This window comes from Verrucomicrobium sp. 3C, from assembly GCF_000379365.1.
Classification (GTDB): Bacteria; Verrucomicrobiota; Verrucomicrobiia; order Methylacidiphilales; family Methylacidiphilaceae; genus Methylacidimicrobium.
This window is the reverse complement of sequence record NZ_KB901877.1, coordinates 156,239-177,017: the sequence shown is the minus strand read 5'-3', so window position 1 is coordinate 177,017 and position 20,779 is coordinate 156,239. Positions and strand designations below refer to the sequence as shown.

The 20,779-nt window shown below is 60.7% G+C and carries 27 protein-coding genes; 18 read left to right on the top strand and 9 right to left on the bottom strand.

Annotation, left to right across the window (positions count from 1 at the left end; translation table 11 throughout):
* Positions 1–26: 26 nt before the first annotated feature.
* The 7 genes from nifK to A37A_RS0113475 are packed head-to-tail and all read left to right on the top strand — an operon-like array spanning position 27 to position 6,764.
* Positions 27–1,607, top strand: coding sequence for a nitrogenase molybdenum-iron protein subunit beta (gene nifK, locus A37A_RS0113505; RefSeq protein ID WP_018292021.1), 1,581 nt, complete (start codon positions 27–29; stop codon positions 1,605–1,607).
* A gap of 27 nt (positions 1,608–1,634) precedes the next feature.
* Entirely contained in the window at positions 1,635–3,020 is a 1,386-nt protein-coding gene (gene nifE / locus A37A_RS0113500) for a nitrogenase iron-molybdenum cofactor biosynthesis protein NifE (protein WP_018292020.1), read from the top strand.
* A gap of 25 nt (positions 3,021–3,045) precedes the next feature.
* Positions 3,046–4,431, top strand: a complete 1,386-nt coding sequence (gene nifN / locus A37A_RS0113495; protein WP_020494459.1) for a nitrogenase iron-molybdenum cofactor biosynthesis protein NifN — start codon at positions 3,046–3,048, stop codon at positions 4,429–4,431.
* Entirely contained in the window at positions 4,428–4,835 is a 408-nt protein-coding gene (nifX, locus tag A37A_RS0113490) for a nitrogen fixation protein NifX (RefSeq protein WP_018292018.1), read from the top strand. Before nifN ends, nifX begins: the two co-directional genes overlap by 4 nt.
* Positions 4,832–5,305, top strand: a complete 474-nt coding sequence (locus A37A_RS0113485) for a NifX-associated nitrogen fixation protein (RefSeq protein WP_018292017.1) — start codon at positions 4,832–4,834, stop codon at positions 5,303–5,305. Before nifX ends, A37A_RS0113485 begins: the two co-directional genes overlap by 4 nt.
* Positions 5,306–5,311: 6 nt before the next feature.
* On the top strand, positions 5,312–5,884 hold the full coding sequence (locus A37A_RS18600; protein WP_018292016.1) for a nitrogen fixation protein NifQ: 573 nt from the start codon (positions 5,312–5,314) through the stop codon (positions 5,882–5,884).
* A 22-nt stretch (positions 5,885–5,906) separates the two neighbouring features.
* Positions 5,907–6,764, top strand: coding sequence for a sulfurtransferase (locus tag A37A_RS0113475; protein ID WP_040889481.1), 858 nt, complete (start codon positions 5,907–5,909; stop codon positions 6,762–6,764).
* A gap of 88 nt (positions 6,765–6,852) precedes the next feature.
* On the opposite strand, the gene A37A_RS0113470 is transcribed toward A37A_RS0113475, so the two are convergent.
* Positions 6,853–7,380 carry a hypothetical protein gene (locus A37A_RS0113470; RefSeq protein WP_018292014.1) on the bottom strand — a complete coding sequence of 176 codons (528 nt, stop codon included), beginning with the start codon at positions 7,378–7,380 and terminating at the stop codon, positions 6,853–6,855.
* 226 nt (positions 7,381–7,606) lie between these two features.
* Between A37A_RS0113470 and A37A_RS0113465 the strand changes: the two genes are divergently transcribed.
* Positions 7,607–7,897, top strand: coding sequence for a type II toxin-antitoxin system prevent-host-death family antitoxin (locus A37A_RS0113465; RefSeq protein ID WP_020494458.1), 291 nt, complete (start codon positions 7,607–7,609; stop codon positions 7,895–7,897).
* Between the two features lie 274 nt (positions 7,898–8,171).
* Here the strand turns inward: A37A_RS0113465 and A37A_RS18595 are convergent, their stop codons facing one another.
* Entirely contained in the window at positions 8,172–8,702 is a 531-nt protein-coding gene (locus A37A_RS18595) for a Uma2 family endonuclease (protein WP_020494457.1), read from the bottom strand.
* A 170-nt stretch (positions 8,703–8,872) separates the two neighbouring features.
* On the opposite strand from A37A_RS18595, the gene A37A_RS18590 reads away from it, so the two are divergent.
* Complete coding sequence (locus A37A_RS18590; RefSeq protein WP_018292011.1) at positions 8,873–10,102, top strand: ImmA/IrrE family metallo-endopeptidase; 1,230 nt, start codon at positions 8,873–8,875, stop codon at positions 10,100–10,102.
* Positions 10,103–10,125: 23 nt separating this feature from the next.
* Positions 10,126–10,632, top strand: a complete 507-nt coding sequence (locus A37A_RS0113450) for a hypothetical protein (protein WP_018292010.1) — start codon at positions 10,126–10,128, stop codon at positions 10,630–10,632.
* A gap of 164 nt (positions 10,633–10,796) precedes the next feature.
* Here A37A_RS0113450 and A37A_RS0113445 read toward each other — a convergent pair whose 3' ends face one another.
* The 5 genes from A37A_RS0113445 to A37A_RS21585 all read right to left on the bottom strand — a co-directional run bounded on the left by A37A_RS0113445 (position 10,797) and on the right by A37A_RS21585 (position 13,792).
* Complete coding sequence (locus A37A_RS0113445; protein ID WP_018292009.1) at positions 10,797–11,894, bottom strand: hypothetical protein; 1,098 nt, start codon at positions 11,892–11,894, stop codon at positions 10,797–10,799.
* Between the two features lie 31 nt (positions 11,895–11,925).
* The gene (locus A37A_RS20255) at positions 11,926–12,270 is read right to left on the bottom strand and encodes a DDE transposase family protein (RefSeq protein WP_231363935.1); all 345 of its coding nucleotides are present in this window, start codon (positions 12,268–12,270) and stop codon (positions 11,926–11,928) included.
* A 107-nt stretch (positions 12,271–12,377) separates the two neighbouring features.
* Positions 12,378–12,557 (bottom strand): hypothetical protein, encoded by a 180-nt coding sequence (locus A37A_RS21590; protein WP_018292007.1) that lies wholly within the window; start codon positions 12,555–12,557, stop codon positions 12,378–12,380.
* On the bottom strand, positions 12,558–13,595 hold the full coding sequence (locus A37A_RS18585) for a Druantia anti-phage system protein DruA (RefSeq protein WP_018292006.1): 1,038 nt from the start codon (positions 13,593–13,595) through the stop codon (positions 12,558–12,560).
* Positions 13,511–13,792 (bottom strand): hypothetical protein, encoded by a 282-nt coding sequence (locus A37A_RS21585; RefSeq protein ID WP_231363940.1) that lies wholly within the window; start codon positions 13,790–13,792, stop codon positions 13,511–13,513. The genes A37A_RS18585 and A37A_RS21585 overlap by 85 nt, the downstream gene beginning before the upstream one ends.
* Positions 13,793–14,119: 327 nt before the next feature.
* Here A37A_RS21585 and A37A_RS0113420 point away from each other — a divergent pair, with 327 nt between their 5' ends.
* Together A37A_RS0113420 and A37A_RS0113415 are read left to right on the top strand one after the other, a co-directional pair.
* Positions 14,120–14,434: a hypothetical protein gene (locus A37A_RS0113420; RefSeq protein ID WP_018292005.1), complete on the top strand. Its 315-nt coding sequence runs from the start codon at positions 14,120–14,122 to the stop codon at positions 14,432–14,434.
* Positions 14,435–14,491: 57 nt separating this feature from the next.
* On the top strand, positions 14,492–15,217 hold the full coding sequence (locus A37A_RS0113415) for a hypothetical protein (RefSeq protein ID WP_155996689.1): 726 nt from the start codon (positions 14,492–14,494) through the stop codon (positions 15,215–15,217).
* A gap of 54 nt (positions 15,218–15,271) precedes the next feature.
* On the opposite strand, the gene A37A_RS21870 is transcribed toward A37A_RS0113415, so the two are convergent.
* Together A37A_RS21870 and A37A_RS21865 are read right to left on the bottom strand one after the other, a co-directional pair.
* The gene (locus A37A_RS21870; RefSeq protein WP_343122737.1) at positions 15,272–16,078 is read right to left on the bottom strand and encodes a sigma 54-interacting transcriptional regulator; all 807 of its coding nucleotides are present in this window, start codon (positions 16,076–16,078) and stop codon (positions 15,272–15,274) included.
* Between the two features lie 56 nt (positions 16,079–16,134).
* Positions 16,135–16,854 carry a GAF domain-containing protein gene (locus A37A_RS21865; protein ID WP_018292002.1) on the bottom strand — a complete coding sequence of 240 codons (720 nt, stop codon included), beginning with the start codon at positions 16,852–16,854 and terminating at the stop codon, positions 16,135–16,137.
* 118 nt (positions 16,855–16,972) lie between these two features.
* Here A37A_RS21865 and erpA point away from each other — a divergent pair, with 118 nt between their 5' ends.
* From erpA to A37A_RS17600, 6 genes are all read left to right on the top strand, one after another.
* Positions 16,973–17,392, top strand: a complete 420-nt coding sequence (gene erpA, locus A37A_RS0113405) for an iron-sulfur cluster insertion protein ErpA (RefSeq protein ID WP_018292001.1) — start codon at positions 16,973–16,975, stop codon at positions 17,390–17,392.
* Between the two features lie 14 nt (positions 17,393–17,406).
* Complete coding sequence (locus A37A_RS0113400; protein WP_020494455.1) at positions 17,407–17,730, top strand: iron-sulfur cluster assembly accessory protein; 324 nt, start codon at positions 17,407–17,409, stop codon at positions 17,728–17,730.
* A 324-nt stretch (positions 17,731–18,054) separates the two neighbouring features.
* Positions 18,055–19,626 (top strand): nitrogenase cofactor biosynthesis protein NifB, encoded by a 1,572-nt coding sequence (gene nifB, locus A37A_RS0113395; protein WP_343122736.1) that lies wholly within the window; start codon positions 18,055–18,057, stop codon positions 19,624–19,626.
* 35 nt (positions 19,627–19,661) lie between these two features.
* Entirely contained in the window at positions 19,662–19,880 is a 219-nt protein-coding gene (locus tag A37A_RS0113390) for a 4Fe-4S binding protein (RefSeq protein ID WP_020494453.1), read from the top strand.
* Complete coding sequence (locus A37A_RS0113385; protein ID WP_018291996.1) at positions 19,877–20,236, top strand: iron-sulfur cluster assembly accessory protein; 360 nt, start codon at positions 19,877–19,879, stop codon at positions 20,234–20,236. Before A37A_RS0113390 ends, A37A_RS0113385 begins: the two co-directional genes overlap by 4 nt.
* Positions 20,237–20,249: 13 nt before the next feature.
* Positions 20,250–20,774, top strand: a complete 525-nt coding sequence (locus A37A_RS17600) for a hypothetical protein (protein WP_018291995.1) — start codon at positions 20,250–20,252, stop codon at positions 20,772–20,774.
* The last annotated feature ends 5 nt before the right edge of the window (positions 20,775–20,779 follow it).

Here is a 20,779-nt window from a genome sequence, read left to right as displayed (position 1 = left end):
CAGACAACGAAGGAAGGGAAGGCGATATGGAGACAAACGGAGAGACCAAGAGTCAGAACGCGGAACACGTTCTCGACCACTTTCACCTGTTCCGGCAACCGCAGTACTTGGAAATGTTCGAGCGAAAGAAGCGGGAGTTCGAGGACCCAGCTTGCGCCAACGAGGTCGAGCGGATCCGCGAGTGGACGAAGACCAAGGAATACCGCGACAAGAACTTCGCTCGCGAGGCGATTACGATCAATCCGGCGAAGGCCTGTCAGCCGCTGGGGGCGATCTTCGCGGCGGTGGGCTTTGAAGGGACCCTGCCCTTTGTCCACGGCTCACAGGGATGTGTCGCCTACTTCCGGAGCCACTTCAGCCGGCACTTCAAGGAGCCAAGCGGTTGTGTCAGCTCCTCGATGACCGAGGATGCGGCGGTCTTCGGCGGGCTCAACAACATGATCGACGGACTAGCCAATAGCTACGCCCTCTACAAGCCGAAGATGATTGCTGTCTCCACGACCTGCATGGCGGAGGTGATCGGCGACGATCTCAACTCCTTCATCAAGAATGCAAGAGATAAGGGCAGCGTTCCGCAGGACTTCGACGTTCCGTTTGCCCATACCCCCTCATTCGTAGGTAGTCATATCACCGGATATGACAACATGATGAAGGGGATTCTTGAATACTTCTGGGACGGGAAGGCCAAGACGATTGCGCCCCTCGAGCGGAAGCCGAACGAAAGAATCAACCTGATCGTCGGCTTCGACGGCAACGTAGTCGGCAATATGCGGGAGCTGCGGCGGATCCTCGACCTCATGGGTGCGGACTACCTGATCGTCTCCGACAATAGCGACGTCTGGGATACTCCGGCCGACGGAACGTTCCGCATGTATGACGGCGGAACGAAGCTTGGCGAGATCTCCGAGGCGCTCCATTCCAAGGCAACCATCTCGATGCAGAGCTTCTGCACACCCAAGACCTTGCCTTACATCCAAGGGAAAGGACAGGAGACGGTCGGCTTGCACTATCCGATCGGAGTGGCCGCGACGGACCAGTTCCTCCAGGAAGTCTCTCGCCTCTCGGGGCGTCCGATTCCCGAGGCGCTGGAAAAGGAGAGAGGCCGATTGGTCGATGCCATTGCCGATTCGAGCGCACACATCCACGGAAAGCGGTTTGCGGTCTATGCCGATCCCGACGTGGCGCTCGGGATTGCGGGTTTCCTGCTTGAGCTGGGAGCGGAGCCGGCGCATATCCTGGCCACGAACGGTGATGCGGCCTGGGAGCAGAAAGTGCGAGAGCTTCTCGACCACTCTCCCTTCGGGGCGGGCTGCCAGGTTTACCCCGGCAAGGATCTCTGGCACATGCGCTCGCTTCTCTTCACCGAGCCGGTCGATTTCCTGATCGGGAACACCTATGCCAAGTATCTCGAGCGGGACACGGGAACGCCGCTGATCCGGTTCGGATTCCCGATCTTCGATCGGCACCACCACCACCGGTTTCCCGTTTGGGGTTATCAGGGAGGACTCAACGTGCTCGTCCGGATTCTCGACAAGATCTTTGACGAGATGGATCGGAATACCAACGTGCCGGCGAAGTCCGACTACAGCTTCGACATCATTCGGTAGGAGAAAGGGTCCCGAAGGGAGCTCCGGATGAGCAACATTTCGGAAAAGGTCCAGGCGGTCTTCCAGGAGCCGGGCTGCGCCAAGAACCGGGCAAAATTGGAAAAGGAGCGGAAGAAGGGTTGCACCAAGCAGCTCCAACCTGGGGCCGCCGCCGGAGGTTGCGCCTTCGACGGAGCCAAGATCGCCCTCCAGCCGATTACCGATGTGGTTCACCTGGTGCATGGTCCGATCGCCTGCGAAGGGAATTCCTGGGATAATCGGGGGTCCAAGTCCTCCGATTCCCTCCTCTACCGGATGGGCTTTACGACCGACATCCAGGAGATGGACGTGGTCTACGGCGGGGAAAAGCGCCTCTTTCGTGCAATCAAGGAGGCGATCGACCGCTACGATCCTCCGGCGGTCTTCGTCTACCAGACGTGCGTGCCCGCACTGATTGGCGACGACATCGAAGCCGTCTGTCAGGCGGCCAAGAAACAGTTCGGGCGTCCGGTCGTCCCGGTCCAGTCGCCGGGCTTTGCCGGAAGCAAGAATCTGGGCAACAAGCTCGCCGGAGAGGCCCTGCTCGATCACGTGATCGGGACCGAGGAGCCGTCCAACACAACTCCTTACGATGTGAACATCATCGGGGAGTATAACCTGGCCGGAGAGCTCTGGCAGGTTCAGCCGCTTTTCGATCAGCTCGGCATTCGAATCCTGGCTTGCATATCGGGGAACGCCAAATACCGGGAGATCGCCTCTTGCCATCGGGCGAAGGCGACCATGCTGGTCTGCTCCAAGGCGATGATCAACATCGCCCGGAAGATGGAGGAGCGATACGGAATCCCCTTCTTCGAGGGATCCTTCTATGGGATCTCCGACATGAGCGACGCCCTTCGGAACTTGGCCGGGCTGCTGGTTGGCCGGGGGGCGCCTGCAGAGTTGCTGTCCAAGACGGAGTTGCTGATCCGGCGGGAGGAGCAGAAGGCTTGGGAGAAGCTGAAGGTCTATCAGAAGCGGCTTGCCGGGAAGCGCGTGCTTTTGATCACGGGGGGAGTCAAGTCCTGGTCGGTGGTCTCCGCCCTGCAAGAGGTGGGGATGGAGATCGTGGGGACGAGTGTCAAGAAGTCGACCGAGGAGGACAAGGAACGGATCAAGAAGGTCATGGGTGAAGAGGCGCACATGATCGAGGAGATGACGCCTAGGGAGATGTATCGGATGCTCAAGGAGGCGCGGGCGGACATCATGCTCTCGGGCGGCCGTTCGCAGTTTGTCGCCTTAAAGGCGAAGATGCCTTGGCTCGACATCAACCAGGAGCGCCACCATGCCTACGCCGGGTACGAGGGAATGGTCGCGCTGGTGGCCGAGATCGATCGGGCTCTTTACAACCCGGTCTGGCAGGAGGTGCGCCTTCCGGCTCCTTGGTCGGAAGGGTAGGCAACTCATCGGAAAAAGGGGGAACGTGGCCGACGTCGTAACTTCCAAGAAAGCGTGCAGCGTAAGCCCGCTCAAGATGAGCCAGCCGATCGGCGGAGCTCTCGCGTTCCTGGGCCTCCACGGCTGCATGCCGGTCCTGCACGGTTCCCAGGGATGTACCGCGTTCGGGCTGGTCCTCTTCGTCCGCCACTTTCGCGAGATGATCCCACTGCAGACAACGGCGATGAATGAGGTCACGACCATTCTCGGTGGGATGGAGAATATCGAGCAGGCCCTGTTGAACATTGCGCAGCGCGCCAAGCCGCAGGTCGTCGGGATCTGTTCGACTGGCCTGACGGAAACCAAGGGGGACGACATCGTGGGCTACCTGAAGCTCATTCGGCAACGGAGACCGGAGTTGGCCGATCTTCCTGTCGTCTATGTCTCGACCCCCGACTTCAAGGGCGCCTTCCAGGACGGATGGGCGAAGACGGTTGGTCAAATCGTCGAAGAACTGGTTGTGCCCGCGACGACGCGAAACGAAGATCAGGTCAACCTTTTGGCAGGAAGCCATCTGACTCCCGGGGACCTGGAGGAGATTCGGCAGATCGTCGAGTCCTTTGGCCTCCGCCCTATCCTCTTGCCCGATCTGTCGGGCTCCCTCGATGGGTATATTCCCGAAGATTTCACACCGACGACTCTGGGCGGCACCCGCCTGGAGGAGATTCGCAGCATGGGCTCTTCCCGGGCGACGATCGCCCTCGGCGAGCAGATGCGCGGTGCCGCCCTGGCTCTCGAGATGAAGTGCGGGGTTCCGCATCTGCTCGTCGATCGGCTCATGGGGCTCCGGTCGGTCGATCGCTTCTTCCGGCTTCTTGCCGAGCTTTCCGGTCGCCCCGTGCCGCAGATCTATCGCCGGCAGAGGTCACAGCTCGTCGATGCGATGCTCGACAGCCACTTCTTTCTCGGAGGGGTCAAGGTGGCGATCGGTGCCGAGCCCGATCTCTTGCAGAACGTGGGCCATTGGCTCGCCGAACTGGGTTGCAAGCTACAGGCGGCAGTTTCGACAACCGAGTCGATCGTCTTTTCCGATTTGCCGATCGAGCGGGTGCGCATCGGAGACTTGGAGGACCTGGAGCGGGAGGCCCTAGGGTGCCAGCTTCTGCTGATTCATTCCCACGGGCGCCAGATGGCCGCTCGGCTACAAATTCCGTTTTACCGGATCGGTCTGCCGATCTTCGACCGGCTGGGCGCGGCGCACCAAGTGCTGGTCGGCTATCGGGGGAGCCGGAACTTCCTTTTCGAAGTCGCCAATCTGCTGATCGCGGCGCGTGAGGAGGAAGAAGGATATCATCGCCTGCCCGAGCGCCGCTCTCACGCGGAGGAGGCTCGGGTATGCCAATGCCAAGGGGAGGAGCGGAGCGCGGGATGAAAGTTGCCTTTGCGACACAGGACGGGATTCGGGTCAACGCCCATTTCGGCTGGGCCAAGACAATCGCGATCTACGAGGTGGATGAGACCGAGGCGCGCCATTGGAAGACGGTCGAATTCTTCGGAGATCTTGAGGAAGACGGAAACGAGGACAAGCTCGAAGCGAAGCTTGCCGCCATCAGGGATTGCGCGATTCTCTACGTGGCGGCGATCGGAGCTTCCGGCGCGGCTCGGGTGGTCGCGCAGAAGATCCATCCGGTGAAGGCAAAGGATCTGGAGCCGATCCGGGAGATTCTCGAAAAGCTGCAGGAGGTGCTTCGGGGCACCCCGCCGCCTTGGCTGCGGAAGGCTCTGGCGAAAGGAAAGGCAAGAACGTTCGATTTTGAGGAAGAGAGGGAAGGATGACGACAAGTGCGGTGGAAAACGGAGTGAGCGAGTTGCGGGAAGCGTTTCTGCGCGAGCTCGTGAAGCAGCAGCGGGCGCAGGACACCTATGGAGTTTGGGACGGAAAGAAGGACGAGGAGCTGCTCGAGTCCTTCATTCTGGATGCCGCGAAGCGCAAGCAGATTCCGATCGTGGGCGATCCCGATCCGGAGACCCTGGAGCGGGTCGAGATGTTTTTCAACGCTGTGGGGCTCACCATCGAGCGGAAGACCGGGATCATGGTGATGCCGATGATGACCATGCACCACGAGGGCTTTGGGAAGATGGTGCTTTTGGCGGGCCGGCTTGCGCTCGTCAACAAGGTACTGCGGGATGTACACCGCTTCGGCTTCCCTAACCAGGAGAAGCTCGCGGAAGCGGGGGAAAAGTATGTCACCGCAGCTCTCGAGATGATCGAAAGGTTTCCGGAGGTCGCCCGGTTCGGAGGATAAAGCGCCGTGGCTGCCTGTGCGATTGCGCCCTCTTTCCGGTCCGTCCCCAGCCCGGCTCGCCCGTTCGGCTGCGCGACGGAGTACCACGAGAAGGAGACGGCGGTTCTCTATCAGGCATTGCGATATGTCGTGAAGCGGTTTGCCTCGGCGGGCAGCTTTCCCTCCGTCCCTCGCCTCGGTCTCGACCAGGAGTCGTTCGAACGGCTCCTGGTCGCCTTCCGGCTCGAATCGACCTCTCTTCGCCAGGCCGTCGGCCCTCCGGAGGATTTTTGGGAGTTGACTTCTCTCCTGATCGAGTCTGGGGATGGGTCGGAGGAAACCCGCTGGGTAGCTCATGCCGTCGCCACGGCCTGCTTGGCTGATGACCATCTCTGGCAGGATCTCGGACTTCCGGACCGGAATGCGCTTACTCGCCTCCTGGAGCGTTATTTCCGTCCGCTTCGCGAGCGGAACGTCGGGGATATGCGGTGGAAGAAATTTTTTTACAAGCAGCTCTGCGAGCGGGCAGGATTTCACGCTTGCAAGGCGCCGAGCTGTCGGGAATGCAGCGATTACCCCACCTGTTTTGGGAAGGAATAGGAAAAACGAAAAGGAGAGAATGATGACAACGATTGCCTACGCTCACCCAGAGAAGCTGGTCGAAACCGAATGGTTGGAAGAGCATCGGAACGATCCCGGAATCCGGATCGTGGAGAGCAACGAAGACGTGCTTCTTTACGATACTGGGCATATCCCGGGGGCGGTTCATATCGACTGGCGTCGCGACCTCCAGGATCAGATGGTCCGCGACTATATCGCTCCGGAAGCCTTTGCGGCGCTCTGCCGTCGAAACGGCATCACGCCGGATACGACCTGCATCTTCTACGGAGACAAGTCGAACTGGTGGGCCTGCTATGCGCTTTGGGCCTTCGAGCTTTACGGCCACCGGAATGCCAAGATTCTCAACGGCGGGCGAGACAAGTGGGTCAGCGAAGGAAGATCTCTCACTCGGGAAAAGCCCTCCTATCCCGAAGCAGCCTATCCGACGCCGGCCGGCCGGCGGGATGGGGAGATCCGCGCATTCTACGAACAGACTCTTGCCCACCAGCGCGCAGGCCTGCCTCTGATCGACGTGCGGAGCCCTGGCGAATATACAGGCGAGCTGCTCCACATGCCCGAGTATCCGCAGGAAGGCGCCCTACGCGGCGGTCATATCCCCGGGGCCAAGGGCATGCCCTGGAAGACTGCGGTGAAGGAGGACAGCACCTTCAAACCGGCGGAGGAGCTCCGGAAGATCTATGAAGGGGATTGCGCCCTGACTCCGGAGAGCGACACGGTCGTCTACTGCCGGATCGGCGAGCGCTCGAGCCATACCTGGTTCGTACTCACCTACTTGCTCGGCCATAAGAAGGTACGTAACTACGACGGATCGTGGACCGAGTGGGGCAACAAGGTTGGCGCTCCCGTTACGCGGCCGTAGCCGTCTTATTGTTCGATCGCCGGACCGGATTGCGTAGCGCGGTCGGGATCTTTACCCGGCCGCGCTCCGGTCCCTTGCCCTGCATGCTTCATAAGCGTTCTCGGGCGGCTTGCGAGACAGGCAGGCAAGCTCTCTGTTCGGCGGACAAAGCTGCGGGGGAGGCGGTGCCCCGAATTCCCCGAGCAGGTTTGTCCTCCTTCCGATCGAGAAAGCGGATGGCCGCGTAAGCGCCCACGTCGTAGGAGGGTCTGATCAGTTGCCCGTTGAGCGCGAAATGACCCAGCGATCGCGTAGGACCGTACAGCTTGATCTTGATTAAGGCATCGGCTCCGTACTGCTTGGCCAGGGAGACTGCCTGCCTGGAGGCCCACCAATATCCTAAGTAGGAATTTTGGATGCCTCGGACATAGCCGAGAAGGATGTAGTGGCGGTTTGGGAGGGTCCCATATTGCATCATCCCATGAACCGGCCGCCCGGTCCCGCTGCCCAGCGGGCCGGAGATCTTTTCGGCCGGGTACCACCGAGCGAAGAGTCGAGCGAAGAGTGGCTCATCGGCATAGGCTTCCCGAGAGAGAACGGAAGAGACGACGAAAAGCAGGATCAGAACTCGTTTCATGAACAGCGGCTTGGCGGCCTCAATGTTATGTTCAATCTTAGCTGCAAGACAAGAGCCGTTCAGGAGCTTGATGGCGGTAGTTCATTCTCAGTCTTCCAAGTGGGCGACGCGTGGCAGGTAACGGAAACGCCATGCTTTCCGCGGCAACGATGGGCGTCAGTACTCCATGGAAGTCAGGCTAAGGATTCGCGATAGGCGCTTTCTTTGGGAGATCTGCGCGACTCGTATGACTATCGTGGTGTCCAAAACCCGGAAAGAAGCTGGTAGCATCGAGGCCTGGAGTGTCTCCAAAGCCAAGGCGAAGCTCAGCGAGGGGATCCAACGTGCGCTGTCGGACGGCCCGCAGACGATCACACGCAAGGGCCGCAAGGCCGTCGTCGTGGTCTCGGCCGAGGAGTGGGAGCGCAAGACTAGGCGCACCGGCAATCTCGCCGAGTTCTTCGCGGAGTCGCTGCTACGCGACGCCAAGGTGAAGATCGAGCGGCTCAAGCACGGTCCGCCGAAGATCGACCTCTGAAGTTCCTTCTGGACACCAGCGTCGTGTCCGAGTGGGTCAAGCCGCATCCCGATACGGGCGTCGTCGCCTGGCTGGCGAAAGTCGACGAGGACCGCGTGTTCCTTGAGCATCGTGACACTGTGGGCTTCGAATCAAACGGTCGCCCCCATAATCCGTGTCGCGCTCTTTGTCCGCTACTCCTCCGCCAACCTGTTGTCGTGCAAAACAAAGAGGGGCACTTTCTTTGTACGTCGGCCAAGTCGATCCGGAAGTGGCGTGGGAGAAGCGAGCCTCTCTATTCCAAGCCGATCGCCCGCCGGATGTTTGGCAGATTCAACGAGAATCCTGGCAGAAGAGGAGTGGTTAAAATGTCGCCGAAGCTCTTGATCTCGAATGGAGTTCGCCGATTCTCGCCGAACCGGTAGATCCGCACTGACTCCTCGTCTAGGTCGAAAATCCAGTATTCGGCCACCCCCGCTTCTCGGTAGATCTCCACCTTGTCCTTGAGATCGATCTTCCGAGTCGAAGCCGAGAGCATTTCCGCCACGAGCTGGTCGTTCGGGATGAAGCAGAGGTCGGGCACGACTCCTTCGTGATCCGCATCCATGATCCCGGGAAAAGAAAACGCAATGTTGCGTCGCACGATGCCGCGACGCTCCTCCCGAAGGTAGAGAGCCAGCTCCACCTCGATCTCCCCGGCCAAACTGCTGTTGTCCGCCGTTTCCTCCGTTATGATCAAATTCCCGTGGATGAGCTGCCAATGTTCCCCCACGGGAGTCGCCAGCCAATCCTTGATCGTGTGAGGGCCGCAAGCGGTCGTCGGCATGATGGCCTCCTTCCTTCGCCCATTAGCATAGGCCGTCTCCAATGGGCGGCAAGCCGGACTCGGCATGGATTCATGAGGCAACGCATGGGAATACTGTTTATAAAATCCGTATGTTGACAGCACATGAAAGATAATCCATCTTTTGCAAGACCAAGTTTCAAGGGGTGCACATGGAGCTGACGAAAGAGGAGTTAGGGGGGCGGATTCAGGCTGCCAGGGAAAGCTGCTGTCTTACGCAGGAGCAACTGGGCGTGTTCGCGGGGCTGAGCCGTGTGGCGATCGGCCAGATCGAGTCGGGGATGCGCTCGGTTTCCAGTCTGGAACTGGATCGAATCGCCCGCGCCGTGGGGCGCGACATCCAGTCTTTCTTCGTTTCGTCCTTCGTTGAGCGGGATGCGCTCGCGGCCCATTTTCGTTCCGATGCCGCGCTTGCATTGCAGGCCGATCTAGTGAAGGTATTGCAGGACAGCCTGGAGCTAGGCCACGAAATGACCAAGCTCGAGCGTTTGCTCGAAATCGACAGGGTTCATCTGGTCACGGCGTCTTATGAATTGCCCGCTCCGAAATCGTCTTGGGATGCCATTCAACAGGGAGCAAAGGTGGCGACCGAGGAACGGCAGAGGCTGGGGCTCGGCGTGGCACCGATCGGTGTCTTGAGCGATCTGCTAGAGGCCCAAGGGGTGCGTACCGGTGTCGTTGCGCTCCCCGAAAATGTCTCGGGACTGACGCTCGTCGACAGCACGATCGGTGTGTTCGTGGTCATCAACGCGAAGCATGCGGCAGCGCGCCGGCGCTTCTCCCTGGCTCATGAGTACGGTCACGTCCTCTTGGATCGGGAACACCCCGGCGTTATTAGCCGGGCGGAAAATCGGTCGGATCTCCTGGAGGTTCGGGCGAATGCATTCGCTGCGGAATTCCTGATGCCGGCGGAGGGTGTCACGCAGTTTGTGGTCGCGTTTGGCAAAGGAGGCGCAAGCCGTGCGCATGTCGCGGTTTTTGACGAAGCCGAGGCGGTGCAAGTAGAGCAGCGTGCTGCGCCAGGCTCCCGGGACATCCAACTCTACGACGTGGCATTGCTCGCCCATCACTTCGGAATGAGCCGGATTTCAGCTTTGTACCGGATCAAGAATCTTCGACTCATCAGTGATCGGGAGTTTCAGCGCCTCAAGGCGGAAGAAGGCAGTGGGGTGGGTCAAACGATCGCGAACTTTCTCGCGGCACCAGAAGCTCCGCTGGAAGACTTGTCGCGCGACGACTTTCAACGACGCTTCCTTGCACTGGCGCTCGAAGCCTATCGTCGTGAGGAGATCACGCGCAGCAAGCTTGCCGATCTGGCTAGGATGGTCAAGCTGAGTCCAAACGATCTCAGAGCGCTGCTCGCTTCGACGAAGCTGGACTAAGTGCTTCGGCGCAGGCGCATTCCATGACCACGGACGCCGAGACAATCGTCGTCATGGATGCGAACGTTCTCATCAATCTGCTGCGAATCGGCCAGGTGCCGCTTCTGGCGAGGCTCAATGGTTATCGATTCCTTGTGCCCGAGGAAGTCATGCAAGAGATCGCTGACCTACGACAGCGGGAGCTCCTCGCCTCGGCGGTCGCCGCAGGCTACCTCGGCCAGGTCGTTGTCGACACGGTCGACTCTCTCGCGCTCTTCGCCGAATTACGCGAAAGGATGGGGCGAGGCGAGGCGGCCTGCCTTGCGCTCGCTGCGACCACGGGAACTCACATCGCATCGGACGAGAAGAAGCGCTTTCGCCGGTGTGCCATCGAGTTGATCGGGCCGACACGCATCGTGCGGACGGAATCGATACTTCTCGAGGCGATCCGGCAAGGGCATATATCGGTCGCGGAGGCCGATGGCTTCAAGGAGGCCCTCGAAGCAAACCGCTACTCGATGTCGTTCGGAAGCTTTTCCGAGCTCCTGTAGTTGCTGGCCACATGCCGGGTCCCGGCAGGGATCGGAGTGCTCGATCCGAAGCGACGTGGCGATGAGGTTCTTGGCGACGTGCGGACCCGGGGTCGTCGTCCACCGTCGCCTGGCGACTTCGGGGATCGTTGCGGAAGGGAGGGTCGTGGCGGCACCCTTGGGGGTTAGCGACACTCCGGGTGGGAGTCCAGTGAGGGGGAAAACGAGCGGCGCTTCCGGATGTTGCTCTTCGGCAGCTCGATGTACGCGAGCAGCGCTCCCACGTCAATCTGGGGTCGGATGTCCGGGCAAATCCAGAGATAGGCGCTCAAGACGAGGGCGTCGGGCTTTTCCAGGACGACGTAGGCCGGCCCTACCCAGGTGCCCGCTTTGGCGCTTTTCACAACAATCTTGGCGCAACCAGGAATCTCCACCGCGTCAGTCAGCAGAATTTTCACGAACGGCTTCCGGCCCCCGAACGGCCGGTTAACCCTTGGATAGACGTAAAACACATACAGCAAGAAGGCGGAGGCGACGAAAATGAGCGCCGGCATTGCGACGCGCAACCACAAAAAACGATCCCAGTTCGGCAGCCGGCTGAACGATGCCGCCTGAAAGAAAAGATACCCGGCAAACACAAGAAGAGTGACGATGGCCAGCGAAATGGACCAAGGAGCGGGCGGAGCCCAATGCAGCATCGCCAATCCTCCCAGCCACACAATCCAAGCAAGCACCGTTCCAAAGCCCAGAAGCCATAGCACGGCTTGAGGCTGTGGGTCTTCGGGACGGCGCATCGGATCCCATGCGAAGGAGCCCACCAACAGCAGGAGCCCCGAGCCGATCGCGCCCACCACAACCCAACCAATGCAGACGGCAAACATCGAACTCGTAGGGGTGTGGGGAGATAGCCAGTAAAGTAAAGCGGCCCATAGCGATAGCAACAATAGAGACGATCCCAAAAACATGGTCGAGTAGGGTGGCGAAAGGAGCGGGTGGAGAGCGGGAGGGGAGCGCAACGGGATCCTCGATCGAGTTAGCCATCGAACGAATGGTGGAGCGAGCGTTGCCTCTAGAAGGAAAAATCCGAACGCGGTCGATGCGGCTAGAAAAGCGAGCTCGAAGAAGCCGATGGCGAGATATTCAGCCTTGGCCAGTTGAACGGGAGCCAAACCATAGGAACCCAGATCGAGAGAAACCGAGAGAAAACCGAGGACGTAGCTGAGGCCTAGCGCAAGCTCAACGAACTGCGATGCCTGCGTGAGGAACTGTGCGACGCTATCCATCGCCAAGCGCTCCTATTCCAGCCTGCAGTGTTCAGCGGGAACCGGATAAACTCCGAAACGTCCGCCCAGTAATTCGGGGATCTCGCCGCACAAATTGAGGCATGCCACGACCCAGGGTCTTTTGTTTTGGCGTTCCTGCGGCGGCGCGGATGGCCAGACATTGTTTGAGGCTGGAGAGGAGTCGTTCGCGGAAGTGCGGGAGTGATGGTTCGCCGAGGCGTTCGGAGAGGAGCGAGAGGAGGGCGTTACGGATGAGCGCCAAGTTGGCCAGCAGGTTAGCCTGACGGGAGTGGGAACGGTCTTCGCCCCTCAGGACATCGCGTCGCCAATGGTTGCGGATTTCGGCTCCGCCCCAATGTCCTCGGATCCAGTCCAACCATTCTTGGGGCGAATACGGATCCGATGGCGCGCTGGAGAGGTAGTAACGGGACTCGATGCTGGTGAGGCCGCTTTTTTTCTTCGTGCGCTGGCTGCGCACCACGATCAGGGAGCGGGCAAAGGGGAAGTCGGCGGCCAGGGGCTCGATGGGGAAGGCATGGAGCCCTCGGGTTTCGACCCGGCCATGACCAGATTGGTTGTCGGCAAAAAGGGGGTGTCGGGCAAGGCGTCCAAGGCTTGCGCCTCTTGGAGCAAGCGACGCTGATTTCCCTTGATTCCAAACAACTAATCGCCCCCTTTTTCCACGATGAGACGGGCCTGGCGCCGCTGACAAGGCAATGGGTCGGCGGTGATGATTTCGCCATCCAGGGCCGGCAGCTTTTCCAGCAGCGCCACTGCCGCGCTTTGTTCGCAACGGGGCGTGTCCTGCTTTTGGTCGTAGACCGCCACCGCTTGCGGGGCGCCGTCCTCCTGTTGGGCCAAAGTCAGGAGGCCAATGGGATGACGAATCCTTTTGCCGTCCAAGGCCAGCGCCTGCGGCAGCGTGCAGCCCTGTGCTTGCAACCAGTCGGTGAGCCTGGCGGCGAAGGCTTCGGGATCCATGCGGGTGAGCACTTGGTAGAAGACACTGTAGCCGGGAACCGGATGAAAGCCTCCGGTGCCCTTCTTGAGCGGCAAGCCCAGCCGACGGCGCTGGGGCTGGGTCAGACTGGTGGCAAAACGGGCGATCTCGGCGATCTCCCGCCGCCCGGCCAAAAGCGCCATCGCGATCAAGGTCAACACCGACCCGACCGGATAGTGGGCGTTCTTCTTGCGCGGATCGGGCGCTTTCCAAAAGACCTCCAGCAACGATTCGAGCTGTTGGGCGTTGACCGGCAGCGTGCCCGAGGGCCTCGCGCTCAAACCGGCGCGGCACTCTTCGGGTAATTGGGCCGCCCGTAACGTTTGCCGCGCTTGCGCCGAAAGAGGACGCAGCCAGAGCCGCTTGGGCCGGTCATTGGGCAGGTAAAAATCGGCCCGATGGCGGCTGTAGCCGACCGCCTCCCAGTTGCTCGCCTTGTAGCAGGTCCCCGCATAGGCCTCCGGATCGGTGAAGCTCTCGGCCAAAAGCGGAGTGTAGCCAAAGCGATCCCGCCACTGCCCCGGCAACGCCCGCAAGGCCGCTCCCAAAGCTTGGGAGGCCAGATTGGGCGCCTGCCCCTTGGGGGTAAGCAGCAGAAAACGCCGATTTTGTACGATCAACTTGAGCCGCTCCACCCGCTGTACGGCGCTCCATCCAATCCACTGATCCCGATCCTTGAGCGCGTAGCAGGCGGGCCCCAAACCAGCAGCGCCACCGCCTGGCCATCCTGTTCAATGACCTGGCGCAAATAGTCGCCCACCGACCGCCCCGCTCCCAGATAGTGGCGCTCCTTCCACTGCCCATCGAACCATTCGATTTCTTCGGGAGAACTGGCAATCGAAACTTGCAGTCCGCAATCCCTTGTCCCGCCGCTTCCTGAATTCAAATGCTGTCTCATCGAGCCTATGGCATCGAAAAAGTCGCCTCATGTCTAGCCTTTCTTTCCCTCCCTGGCGCAGAATCACTTGGCCGTTAATAAAAAAAGACCCTGTGCCACGACCAGGACCCTGGACATTCGGAGTTGCGGAAGGCGACGGTAAGAGTCAATCCTCTTTCGGCCGACCCGAAAAGATCCTATCCTTCGAGCCCGAGCGAAGCATCCAGCGAATCCTCCGGGCAAAACTTCTGGATCGGGATGCGGGCCCAGCGGGAGCAAAACAACGCTGTTGCCGGACCGGCGGGCTCCGTGGCAAAAGCGGTGCAATCATTTTAGCAGGTAAGAACAATGCCCTGGACCAGGACGAGGCGCCGCCGAATCCAAGCTGCGCTGCGGCTCATGTGGCTATTTCTGGTCATGGTTGCAGCGGAAGGAGAGGTGCGCAAGCGATGGGCCGCCTTGCGGGAGTTGCGGCGGGATGGGACGGATGCGTGGAGGGCCGCCTGGCGGGCGGATCTGGCGCGGCGGGACTCGGTCATGGAGGGGATTCCCGAGCTCAAGCATCCGGGGGACATTTCCCTGGAGAAGCTGATTCCGGTGGATCGCGGAAGGTCGAATTGGCCGGTCGATCGAGACCGACCAGTGCCTCTCGAAGGACGGTAAGCGGATCGACTCCTTGTTGTCGGAGACCGTAGAATGGCCGGACCGGAAGGAACAATCATGGCCCCAGGCGTGCTTCGTGGACGCGCGCTCCCTATCCTTCTTGTTCTCGGCAGCCTCGCCGCTCTTCTCCCGGCGGGTTCGGAAGCGCTCCCGGTCCAAGTGGTCTCGGTAAAAACGTACTACACCCTCTCTCTCGCTGGGCCCGCTGCTCCGGGGCAGGGGTCCCAGCCCTACGTCCGTTATCAGGCGGAGTGCCGGTACCTCAATTGGGGTTCCAGTCGGTGGGTCCAGATTTACGACCCGGAACTCGCTTCCCTCCCCCACGTGGAATACCGAGCCTGGGTCGACCGCACCTCGCTCCCCGCGCAAAAGTTCGGCAACGGGTATGTCATGCAGCTCTTCCTGCGGGACCAGGGAAGCGCCACCGTTCAGGTCTCGTCGCTGCAACGCGTGTTGCCGGTTGATCCGGCTCGGAAGATTGATGAGTTTGAAGATCTCATCCATTGGTGGGGATGGAGGCCGCCCATTGAGGATTTTTGGATCGTCGTCGACTTAGGCGGCAACTACGCCGCCTACCGGAAGCAAACGCCCGCCTTCGGATTCGGGGGAAGCCCGCTCGCCCCCAGTCTATCCTTTCGACAATTTCTCTCCAACCGGATCGTCCAAATCTCACCGGGCGGCTACCAGAGCGGAGGCAACAAAATCTGGTGGCATGCGCGGAATATTTGGAAGCCAGAGGTCGATTCCACGCTGCACGTCCAGTGGCAGGCCTGGTATCGGTAGTGCCCCGGCGTGGAACGGGCATAACTTGGATCCCACGGGAGGATCCCGGGCCGATCAAAACTTCTTGATGGGAATCTCGTATTTGCGAAGCGCGTAACCCAGTTGACGGGGGGTAAGATGGAGCAGCCGGGCCGCCTTGGCCTGAACCCAGCCGCAGCGCTCCATCGCCTCGAGGAGCTGTTCGCGTGCGCCCGAAGGCGAGCGAGCCAAGCTCTCCTTTTCAAGGCCGTTCTTGGCGGCCGACACTGGTTGGGCAACCACCGGAGTCGAGACGGGGGTAAGCTCACGCTTCCACAGGAGGGAGGAGAGGCACTGGCTGCTCTGGCAGGCGATGCTGCGGTCTTCGATCATGCCCGAGGGGGCGGCGTTTGCCGCGCGCTCTAGGCAGTTCTGCAGCTCTCGGACATTGCCGGGCCATTGACAACGGACGAGAACATCGAGGGCTCGGCTGGAAATAGAGAGCCGCTTCCCGAGATCCTCTCCCATCTTCGTCAGGAAATATTCGACGAGGAGCGGAATGTCGTCGCACCTATCCCGAAGGGGAGGCAGGTAAATGCTCACGACGTTGATGCGGTAGTAGAGGTCGGAGCGAAACTCGCCCTTGCGTACCGCTTCTTCCAGGTTTTTGTTGGTCGCGGTAACGAGCCGGACATCGATGTGGATGGTCCGGCTGCCTCCCAGGCGCTTGAACTCCCGTTCCTGGAGAACGCGCAAGAGTTTGACCTGAACCGCCGGGGAGATGTCCCCAATTTCGTCCAGGAAAAGGGTTCCTCCGTGAGCCAGCTCGAAGCGTCCTTTGCGCTCGTGGAGGGCGCCGGTAAAGGCACCCTTCTCGTGGCCGAAAAGCTCGGACTCGAGCAGAGATTCGGGCAGGGCGGCGCAGTTGAGCTTGATGAAGGGGCCGTTTTTCCGGGGACTCAGGAAAGGAGGGCGCGGGCGATAGCTTCCTTCCCCGTGCCGCTTTCGCCGCGAAGGAGCACCGTGGAACGGGTGGGCGCCACTTGATGGGTCAACGCGATCACCTCCTGCATCCGTTTGCTCTGACCGATCACATTTTCGATCCGGTGCTTGGTTGCCAGCTCTGTCTGGAGGCGATCTCTTTCGGTGACGAGGCGGTGCCGTTCCTCGGCGACCTTGTCCCGCAAGCGGATCGTTTGACCCATGAGGGTGGCAATGAGTTGAAGGAGCCGGGTATCCTCCCGGAGCCTGGCGTAAGCTCCCGCCGATCTCCGCTCGAGGATCAGCACGCCCAGGCATTCCCGGTCGTGGAGGATGGGGATACCCAGAAAGGAGATCGGGGTTCCCTTCCGGGGAGGGAAGCCGGAGACATAGGAGGCGAGAAGAGGTTCCTGCGTTTCGTCCGGGATTGCCGTTGGAAATCCGGTCTTTTGAATGTATCGGACGACCGGCCCCGCCCCGGCCATCCGATCGGGCCCAAGCTGCTCTTGGGGAAAGCCGAGCCATGCGAGAGCACGCAGCGTCTCATCCCGGCCCAGGATGACCATCCCGCGCTCCATTCCGAAGTAGGTGGCCAAGAGCTTGAGGACGCCGCGAAAGGAATACTCCAGATCGAGGGAGGAGTTGAGCAGCTTGCTGATCTCGTAGATCGCGGTGAGTTCCAGGTTGATCGGCTGCATCGTACTCAGGTTTGAGCCCCGATCTTCGACCGGTGCTCATGGCTAGGAAAGCAGATTCCTTGCCAACTTGCCGACCCAGCGTCGGTGTTCCTGGCACACAAGCTGCTCGATGCGATTTATGGAAGGAACGAGTACGGAACAACGGGAAGGGCAGCGGCCCGGCGGAGAAGCGGGAGCGAGCCAGGGAGCCGCTTCGGCGGTTTCCTTGACGCGAGAGGCGGCGGAAAAGGTCAGGAACCTGCTCGAGGAAGACGGTCGGACGAATCTCAAGCTCCGCGTTTATGTCACCGGAGGAGGCTGTTCCGGGTTCCAATACAATTTTGCTTTCGATGAAAAGGCCGAAGAGGGCGATTTCGCTTTTGAATCCGGAGGGGTGACCCTGGTGGTCGATCCGCGCAGCCTCCCGTTCTTGGCGGGCGCCCAAATCAGTTACGAGGAAGACCTGGGGGGCGCGCGTTTCGTGGTGGTCAATCCCAACGCGGCATCCACGTGCAGCTGCGGCTCCTCCTTTTCGACCTGCAGCAAATCGGAAGAGTAGGGAGGTTGGAGTCCATGGCGATTGAACTGACGGAAGCCGCAGCCGACCGGCTCCGTTCCTTCTCCAAAGGAAAGCCGGAAGAGGTCACGTTCCGCATCGGGCTGACCCGGTCCGGCTGTGCCGGATGGAGTTATCTGCTGGAAAAGGCGGAGACCATTTCTCCGCAGGATCGGCTCTTCGAATGCCGGGGAGTCCGCCTCGTCGTTGATTCGGAGAGCCTTCCCCTGCTCGACGGGCTGCTCCTGGATTACGTCCGTAAGCCGTTCGCCGAGGGTTTCGCGTTCCACAATCCCAAGGCGAAGAGCGAGTGCGGCTGCGGACAGAGCTTCAGCGCCTGATGCCGGCGCATTCCCCTGCGTTCCCGGCGGATGCTTGCTTTCTTTCGGTCGTCTCCCGCCTCCGGCGTTCCTTTGGTCGCAAGCCTGCTGTGGAGAAGCGGACAAAACCAAACATGTCGCTGTCGCGGTTCCGACAGCCCCTGTCTCAAACGTACCGGGAAGGAAGCGATCCTTCCGCATTCTCGGACGGCCGGTGGGAAGCGCAACGACTTGGCACGCTCCCTGCTCGATTCCAACTGATGCGAGGCTCTCCGCAAGGGAAGGCGGGAGCCACCCGCAACAACGAAGAAACCGGCAGAAAGGGAAGAAGCGATGGAAGCTCTGATGGAACCTGGACGAGGTGTGAGCGAGCGGTTTTCGAAACTCAAGGGGTTGGCGATTGCGGTTGCGCCGCATAAGGGGTGTGGTTCGTCCGGCGGCAGCGGCAAGTCGAGCTGCGGCTCGAGCGCCGGCTCCGGCGATCTCCCTCCGGACGTTTGGGAGAAGGTCAAGAATCATCCCTGCTACAGCGAGGAAGGGCATCATCACTATGCCCGGATGCACGTGGCGGTGGCGCCCGCCTGCAATATCCAGTGCAACTACTGCAACCGGAAGTACGATTGTGCCAACGAGAGCCGCCCCGGGGTGGTTAGCGAGCGGCTGACTCCGGGGCAGGCGGCCCGGAAGGTTCTCGCAGTGGCTTCCGAGATCCCACAGATGACGGTCCTTGGGATTGCGGGTCCTGGGGATCCCTTGGCGAATCCGGACAAGACCTTCGGTACGTTCGATCGGGTGTTCAAAGCGGCTCCCGATATCAAGCTCTGCCTCTCCACCAATGGGCTCGCCCTGCCGGATCATGTCGCCCGGATCAAGGATTTCAAAGTCGATCATGTGACGATCACGATCAACATGATCGATCCGGAGGTCGGGGCCCGGATATACCCTTGGGTCTTTTTCCGCCACAAGCGCTATGTGGGAAAAGACGCCGCGAAGCTCCTTTCCGAGCGTCAGCTCGAAGGCCTGGAGATGCTGACCCAAGCCGGAATCCTCTGCAAAGTCAACTCGGTGATGATCCCCGGAATCAACGACGACCATCTGGTCGAAGTGAACAAGGCGGTCAAGAGCCGGGGGGCTTTCCTTCACAATATCATGCCCCTGATTTCCGCGCCCGAGCATGGGACGGTCTTTGGGCTCGCCGGGCAGCGCGGTCCGACGGCGCAGGAGCTGAAGGCGCTCCAGGACAAGTGCGAGGGAGAGATGAACATGATGCGCCACTGCCGGCAGTGCCGAGCCGATGCGGTCGGCCTGTTGGGCGAGGACCGGGGTGCCGAATTCACCACCGAGCGGATCGAGTCGATGGAGATTCAGTACGATGCCGGGAAGCGCCAATCCTATCGCGACTCCGTGGAGGTGGAGCGCTCAGCCAGGAGGGCGGCTCGGGAGCAGGAGCTCCTGACTCTGGCCGGAGAGAATAGCAATCGGAAGATCCTCCTGGCGGTCGCCACGAAAGGCGGGGGAAAGGTGAACGAACACTTTGGCCATGCCAAGGAGTTCCAGATCTATGAGATGAGCACGGCGGGCGCCAAGTTCGTCGGACATCGCCGCGTCGATCTCTACTGTCAAGGGGGCTACGGAGAAGAGGATGCTCTCGCAGGGGTCATTCGCGCGATCAACGACTGCGTGGCGGTGCTGGTTGCCAAGATCGGCGCCTGCCCCAAGGAGGAGCTTCGGAAGGCGGGGATCGAGCCGATCGACCAGTATGCCTATGACCACATCGAAACGTCGGCAATTTCCTACTACCGTAGCTACCTCGAGAGGCTCAAGTCCGGCGCCGTCGCGGACGTCGAGCGCGGAGACGCAGTGATTCGCCAAGGGGCTTTTATTGAGGTGGGCGCGCCTGCGGGCCAGGCGGCGTAAGCAAAAAAGAGAAAGGAAAGGAGCGGGAGAAATCGATGCCATACAAGATCGTGGCTTCGCAGTGCACGGGTTGCTCGGCCTGCGAGCCGGAGTGTCCGAACAAGGCGATATTTGAAAAAGAGGGGATCTTCCTGATCGATCCCAAAAAGTGCACGGAGTGCATCGGTTTCTTCGATGAGCCGCAATGCGTTGCCGTCTGCCCGGTGGATAAAACGTGCATCGTGGACAAGAGCCTCCCTCGGTACCAGAAATGAAGATTACTCTCACCCCACGAGCCGAGGCCTTTATTCAGAAAATGATCCGGATGGGCGGAGGCGGAAGTCCCGGAGCGGGGATGCGCTTGATTGCCACTCCCGGCGGCTGCTCCGGACTGGCGACGGAATTTACCATCGAGCCGGGTCCCCAGGAAGGCGATGCGATTTGGGAAGGGAAGGGCTGCCGGATCTTCGTTCCGCAGGAGAGCCAGCCCTTGCTCCAAGAAGCGATTCTCCATTTTGTCGAGAACCCGATGGAGACGCGGCTTATCGTCCTCTCCGGCCCCGCGGGTAGCTGTGCCTGTTCTCAGGAATCGGCCTCTGGAGCCGCAGGCGCGGCCAGCAAAGGGGGATAGGAAGAAAGCATCCATGGGAGCGGAGGAAGCGGTTGCCGTCTGTAGCGAAGAGCGGCTCGCGGAAGCGTATTGGGAGCCGCTTTCGCGCCGAAGCGAAGCGCTGCTTCGGGCGGCAGGTCTCTCGATTTGCGCGCGCTCCCGGGTCGAAGCTCTTCTGCGCGAAGCCACCCAGGCCGAACCTCGTCACATCGCCGTCCTGATCGCCAACTACCGCTATACCTTCTACGCGGGCAAGCTTGCGGAAGCGAGGGACTGGGCCTTGGCTTGTCTGTCGGCCGTGGCCGAGAAGGCGGGCTTCCCCAAGCGATGGACTCTGGTTTGTCCTCCCGACAGAGCGGAACGGTCCCGCGAGGATCCGCTCTTCCGCCTCTATCTCTTTGCCTTGAAGGCCTACGGCTACTTGGAAATCCGACTGGGAGAGCGGGAAACGGGTATTGCCGCCTTGCGCAAGCTGGAGGAGCTCGATCCCGAGGGTCTGCTGCGGGGAAGGGATCTACGGCGGATCGTCGAGCGGGGACAGAGTGAGGAAGAGGACTAACCTTT

Excerpts from the sequence above, each read along its gene's own strand:
- A37A_RS0113385 (WP_018291996.1), top strand. The coding sequence starts at position 19,877 with ATGAAGATTACTCTCACCCCACGAGCCGAGGCCTTTATTCAGAAAATG.
- A37A_RS0113450 (WP_018292010.1), top strand. The coding sequence starts at position 10,126 with ATGACCACGGACGCCGAGACAATCGTCGTCATGGATGCGAACGTTCTC.
- A37A_RS18595 (WP_020494457.1), bottom strand. The coding sequence starts at position 8,702 with ATGCCGACGACCGCTTGCGGCCCTCACACGATCAAGGATTGGCTGGCG.
- A37A_RS0113445 (WP_018292009.1), bottom strand. The coding sequence starts at position 11,894 with ATGGATAGCGTCGCACAGTTCCTCACGCAGGCATCGCAGTTCGTTGAG.
- A37A_RS21585 (WP_231363940.1), bottom strand. The coding sequence starts at position 13,792 with ATGAGACAGCATTTGAATTCAGGAAGCGGCGGGACAAGGGATTGCGGA.
- A37A_RS0113485 (WP_018292017.1), top strand. The coding sequence starts at position 4,832 with ATGACGACAAGTGCGGTGGAAAACGGAGTGAGCGAGTTGCGGGAAGCG.
- nifE (WP_018292020.1), top strand. The coding sequence starts at position 1,635 with ATGAGCAACATTTCGGAAAAGGTCCAGGCGGTCTTCCAGGAGCCGGGC.
- nifK (WP_018292021.1), top strand. The coding sequence starts at position 27 with ATGGAGACAAACGGAGAGACCAAGAGTCAGAACGCGGAACACGTTCTC.
- nifX (WP_018292018.1), top strand. The coding sequence starts at position 4,428 with ATGAAAGTTGCCTTTGCGACACAGGACGGGATTCGGGTCAACGCCCAT.
- A37A_RS0113475 (WP_040889481.1), top strand. The coding sequence starts at position 5,907 with ATGACAACGATTGCCTACGCTCACCCAGAGAAGCTGGTCGAAACCGAA.
- A37A_RS17600 (WP_018291995.1), top strand. The coding sequence starts at position 20,250 with ATGGGAGCGGAGGAAGCGGTTGCCGTCTGTAGCGAAGAGCGGCTCGCG.
- A37A_RS0113390 (WP_020494453.1), top strand. The coding sequence starts at position 19,662 with ATGCCATACAAGATCGTGGCTTCGCAGTGCACGGGTTGCTCGGCCTGC.
- nifB (WP_343122736.1), top strand. The coding sequence starts at position 18,055 with ATGGAACCTGGACGAGGTGTGAGCGAGCGGTTTTCGAAACTCAAGGGG.
- A37A_RS0113465 (WP_020494458.1), top strand. The coding sequence starts at position 7,607 with ATGACTATCGTGGTGTCCAAAACCCGGAAAGAAGCTGGTAGCATCGAG.
- erpA (WP_018292001.1), top strand. The coding sequence starts at position 16,973 with ATGGAAGGAACGAGTACGGAACAACGGGAAGGGCAGCGGCCCGGCGGA.
- A37A_RS0113415 (WP_155996689.1), top strand. The coding sequence starts at position 14,492 with ATGGCCCCAGGCGTGCTTCGTGGACGCGCGCTCCCTATCCTTCTTGTT.
- A37A_RS0113400 (WP_020494455.1), top strand. The coding sequence starts at position 17,407 with ATGGCGATTGAACTGACGGAAGCCGCAGCCGACCGGCTCCGTTCCTTC.
- A37A_RS0113420 (WP_018292005.1), top strand. The coding sequence starts at position 14,120 with ATGCCCTGGACCAGGACGAGGCGCCGCCGAATCCAAGCTGCGCTGCGG.
- A37A_RS21865 (WP_018292002.1), bottom strand. The coding sequence starts at position 16,854 with ATGCAGCCGATCAACCTGGAACTCACCGCGATCTACGAGATCAGCAAG.
- A37A_RS18590 (WP_018292011.1), top strand. The coding sequence starts at position 8,873 with ATGGAGCTGACGAAAGAGGAGTTAGGGGGGCGGATTCAGGCTGCCAGG.
- A37A_RS0113470 (WP_018292014.1), bottom strand. The coding sequence starts at position 7,380 with ATGAAACGAGTTCTGATCCTGCTTTTCGTCGTCTCTTCCGTTCTCTCT.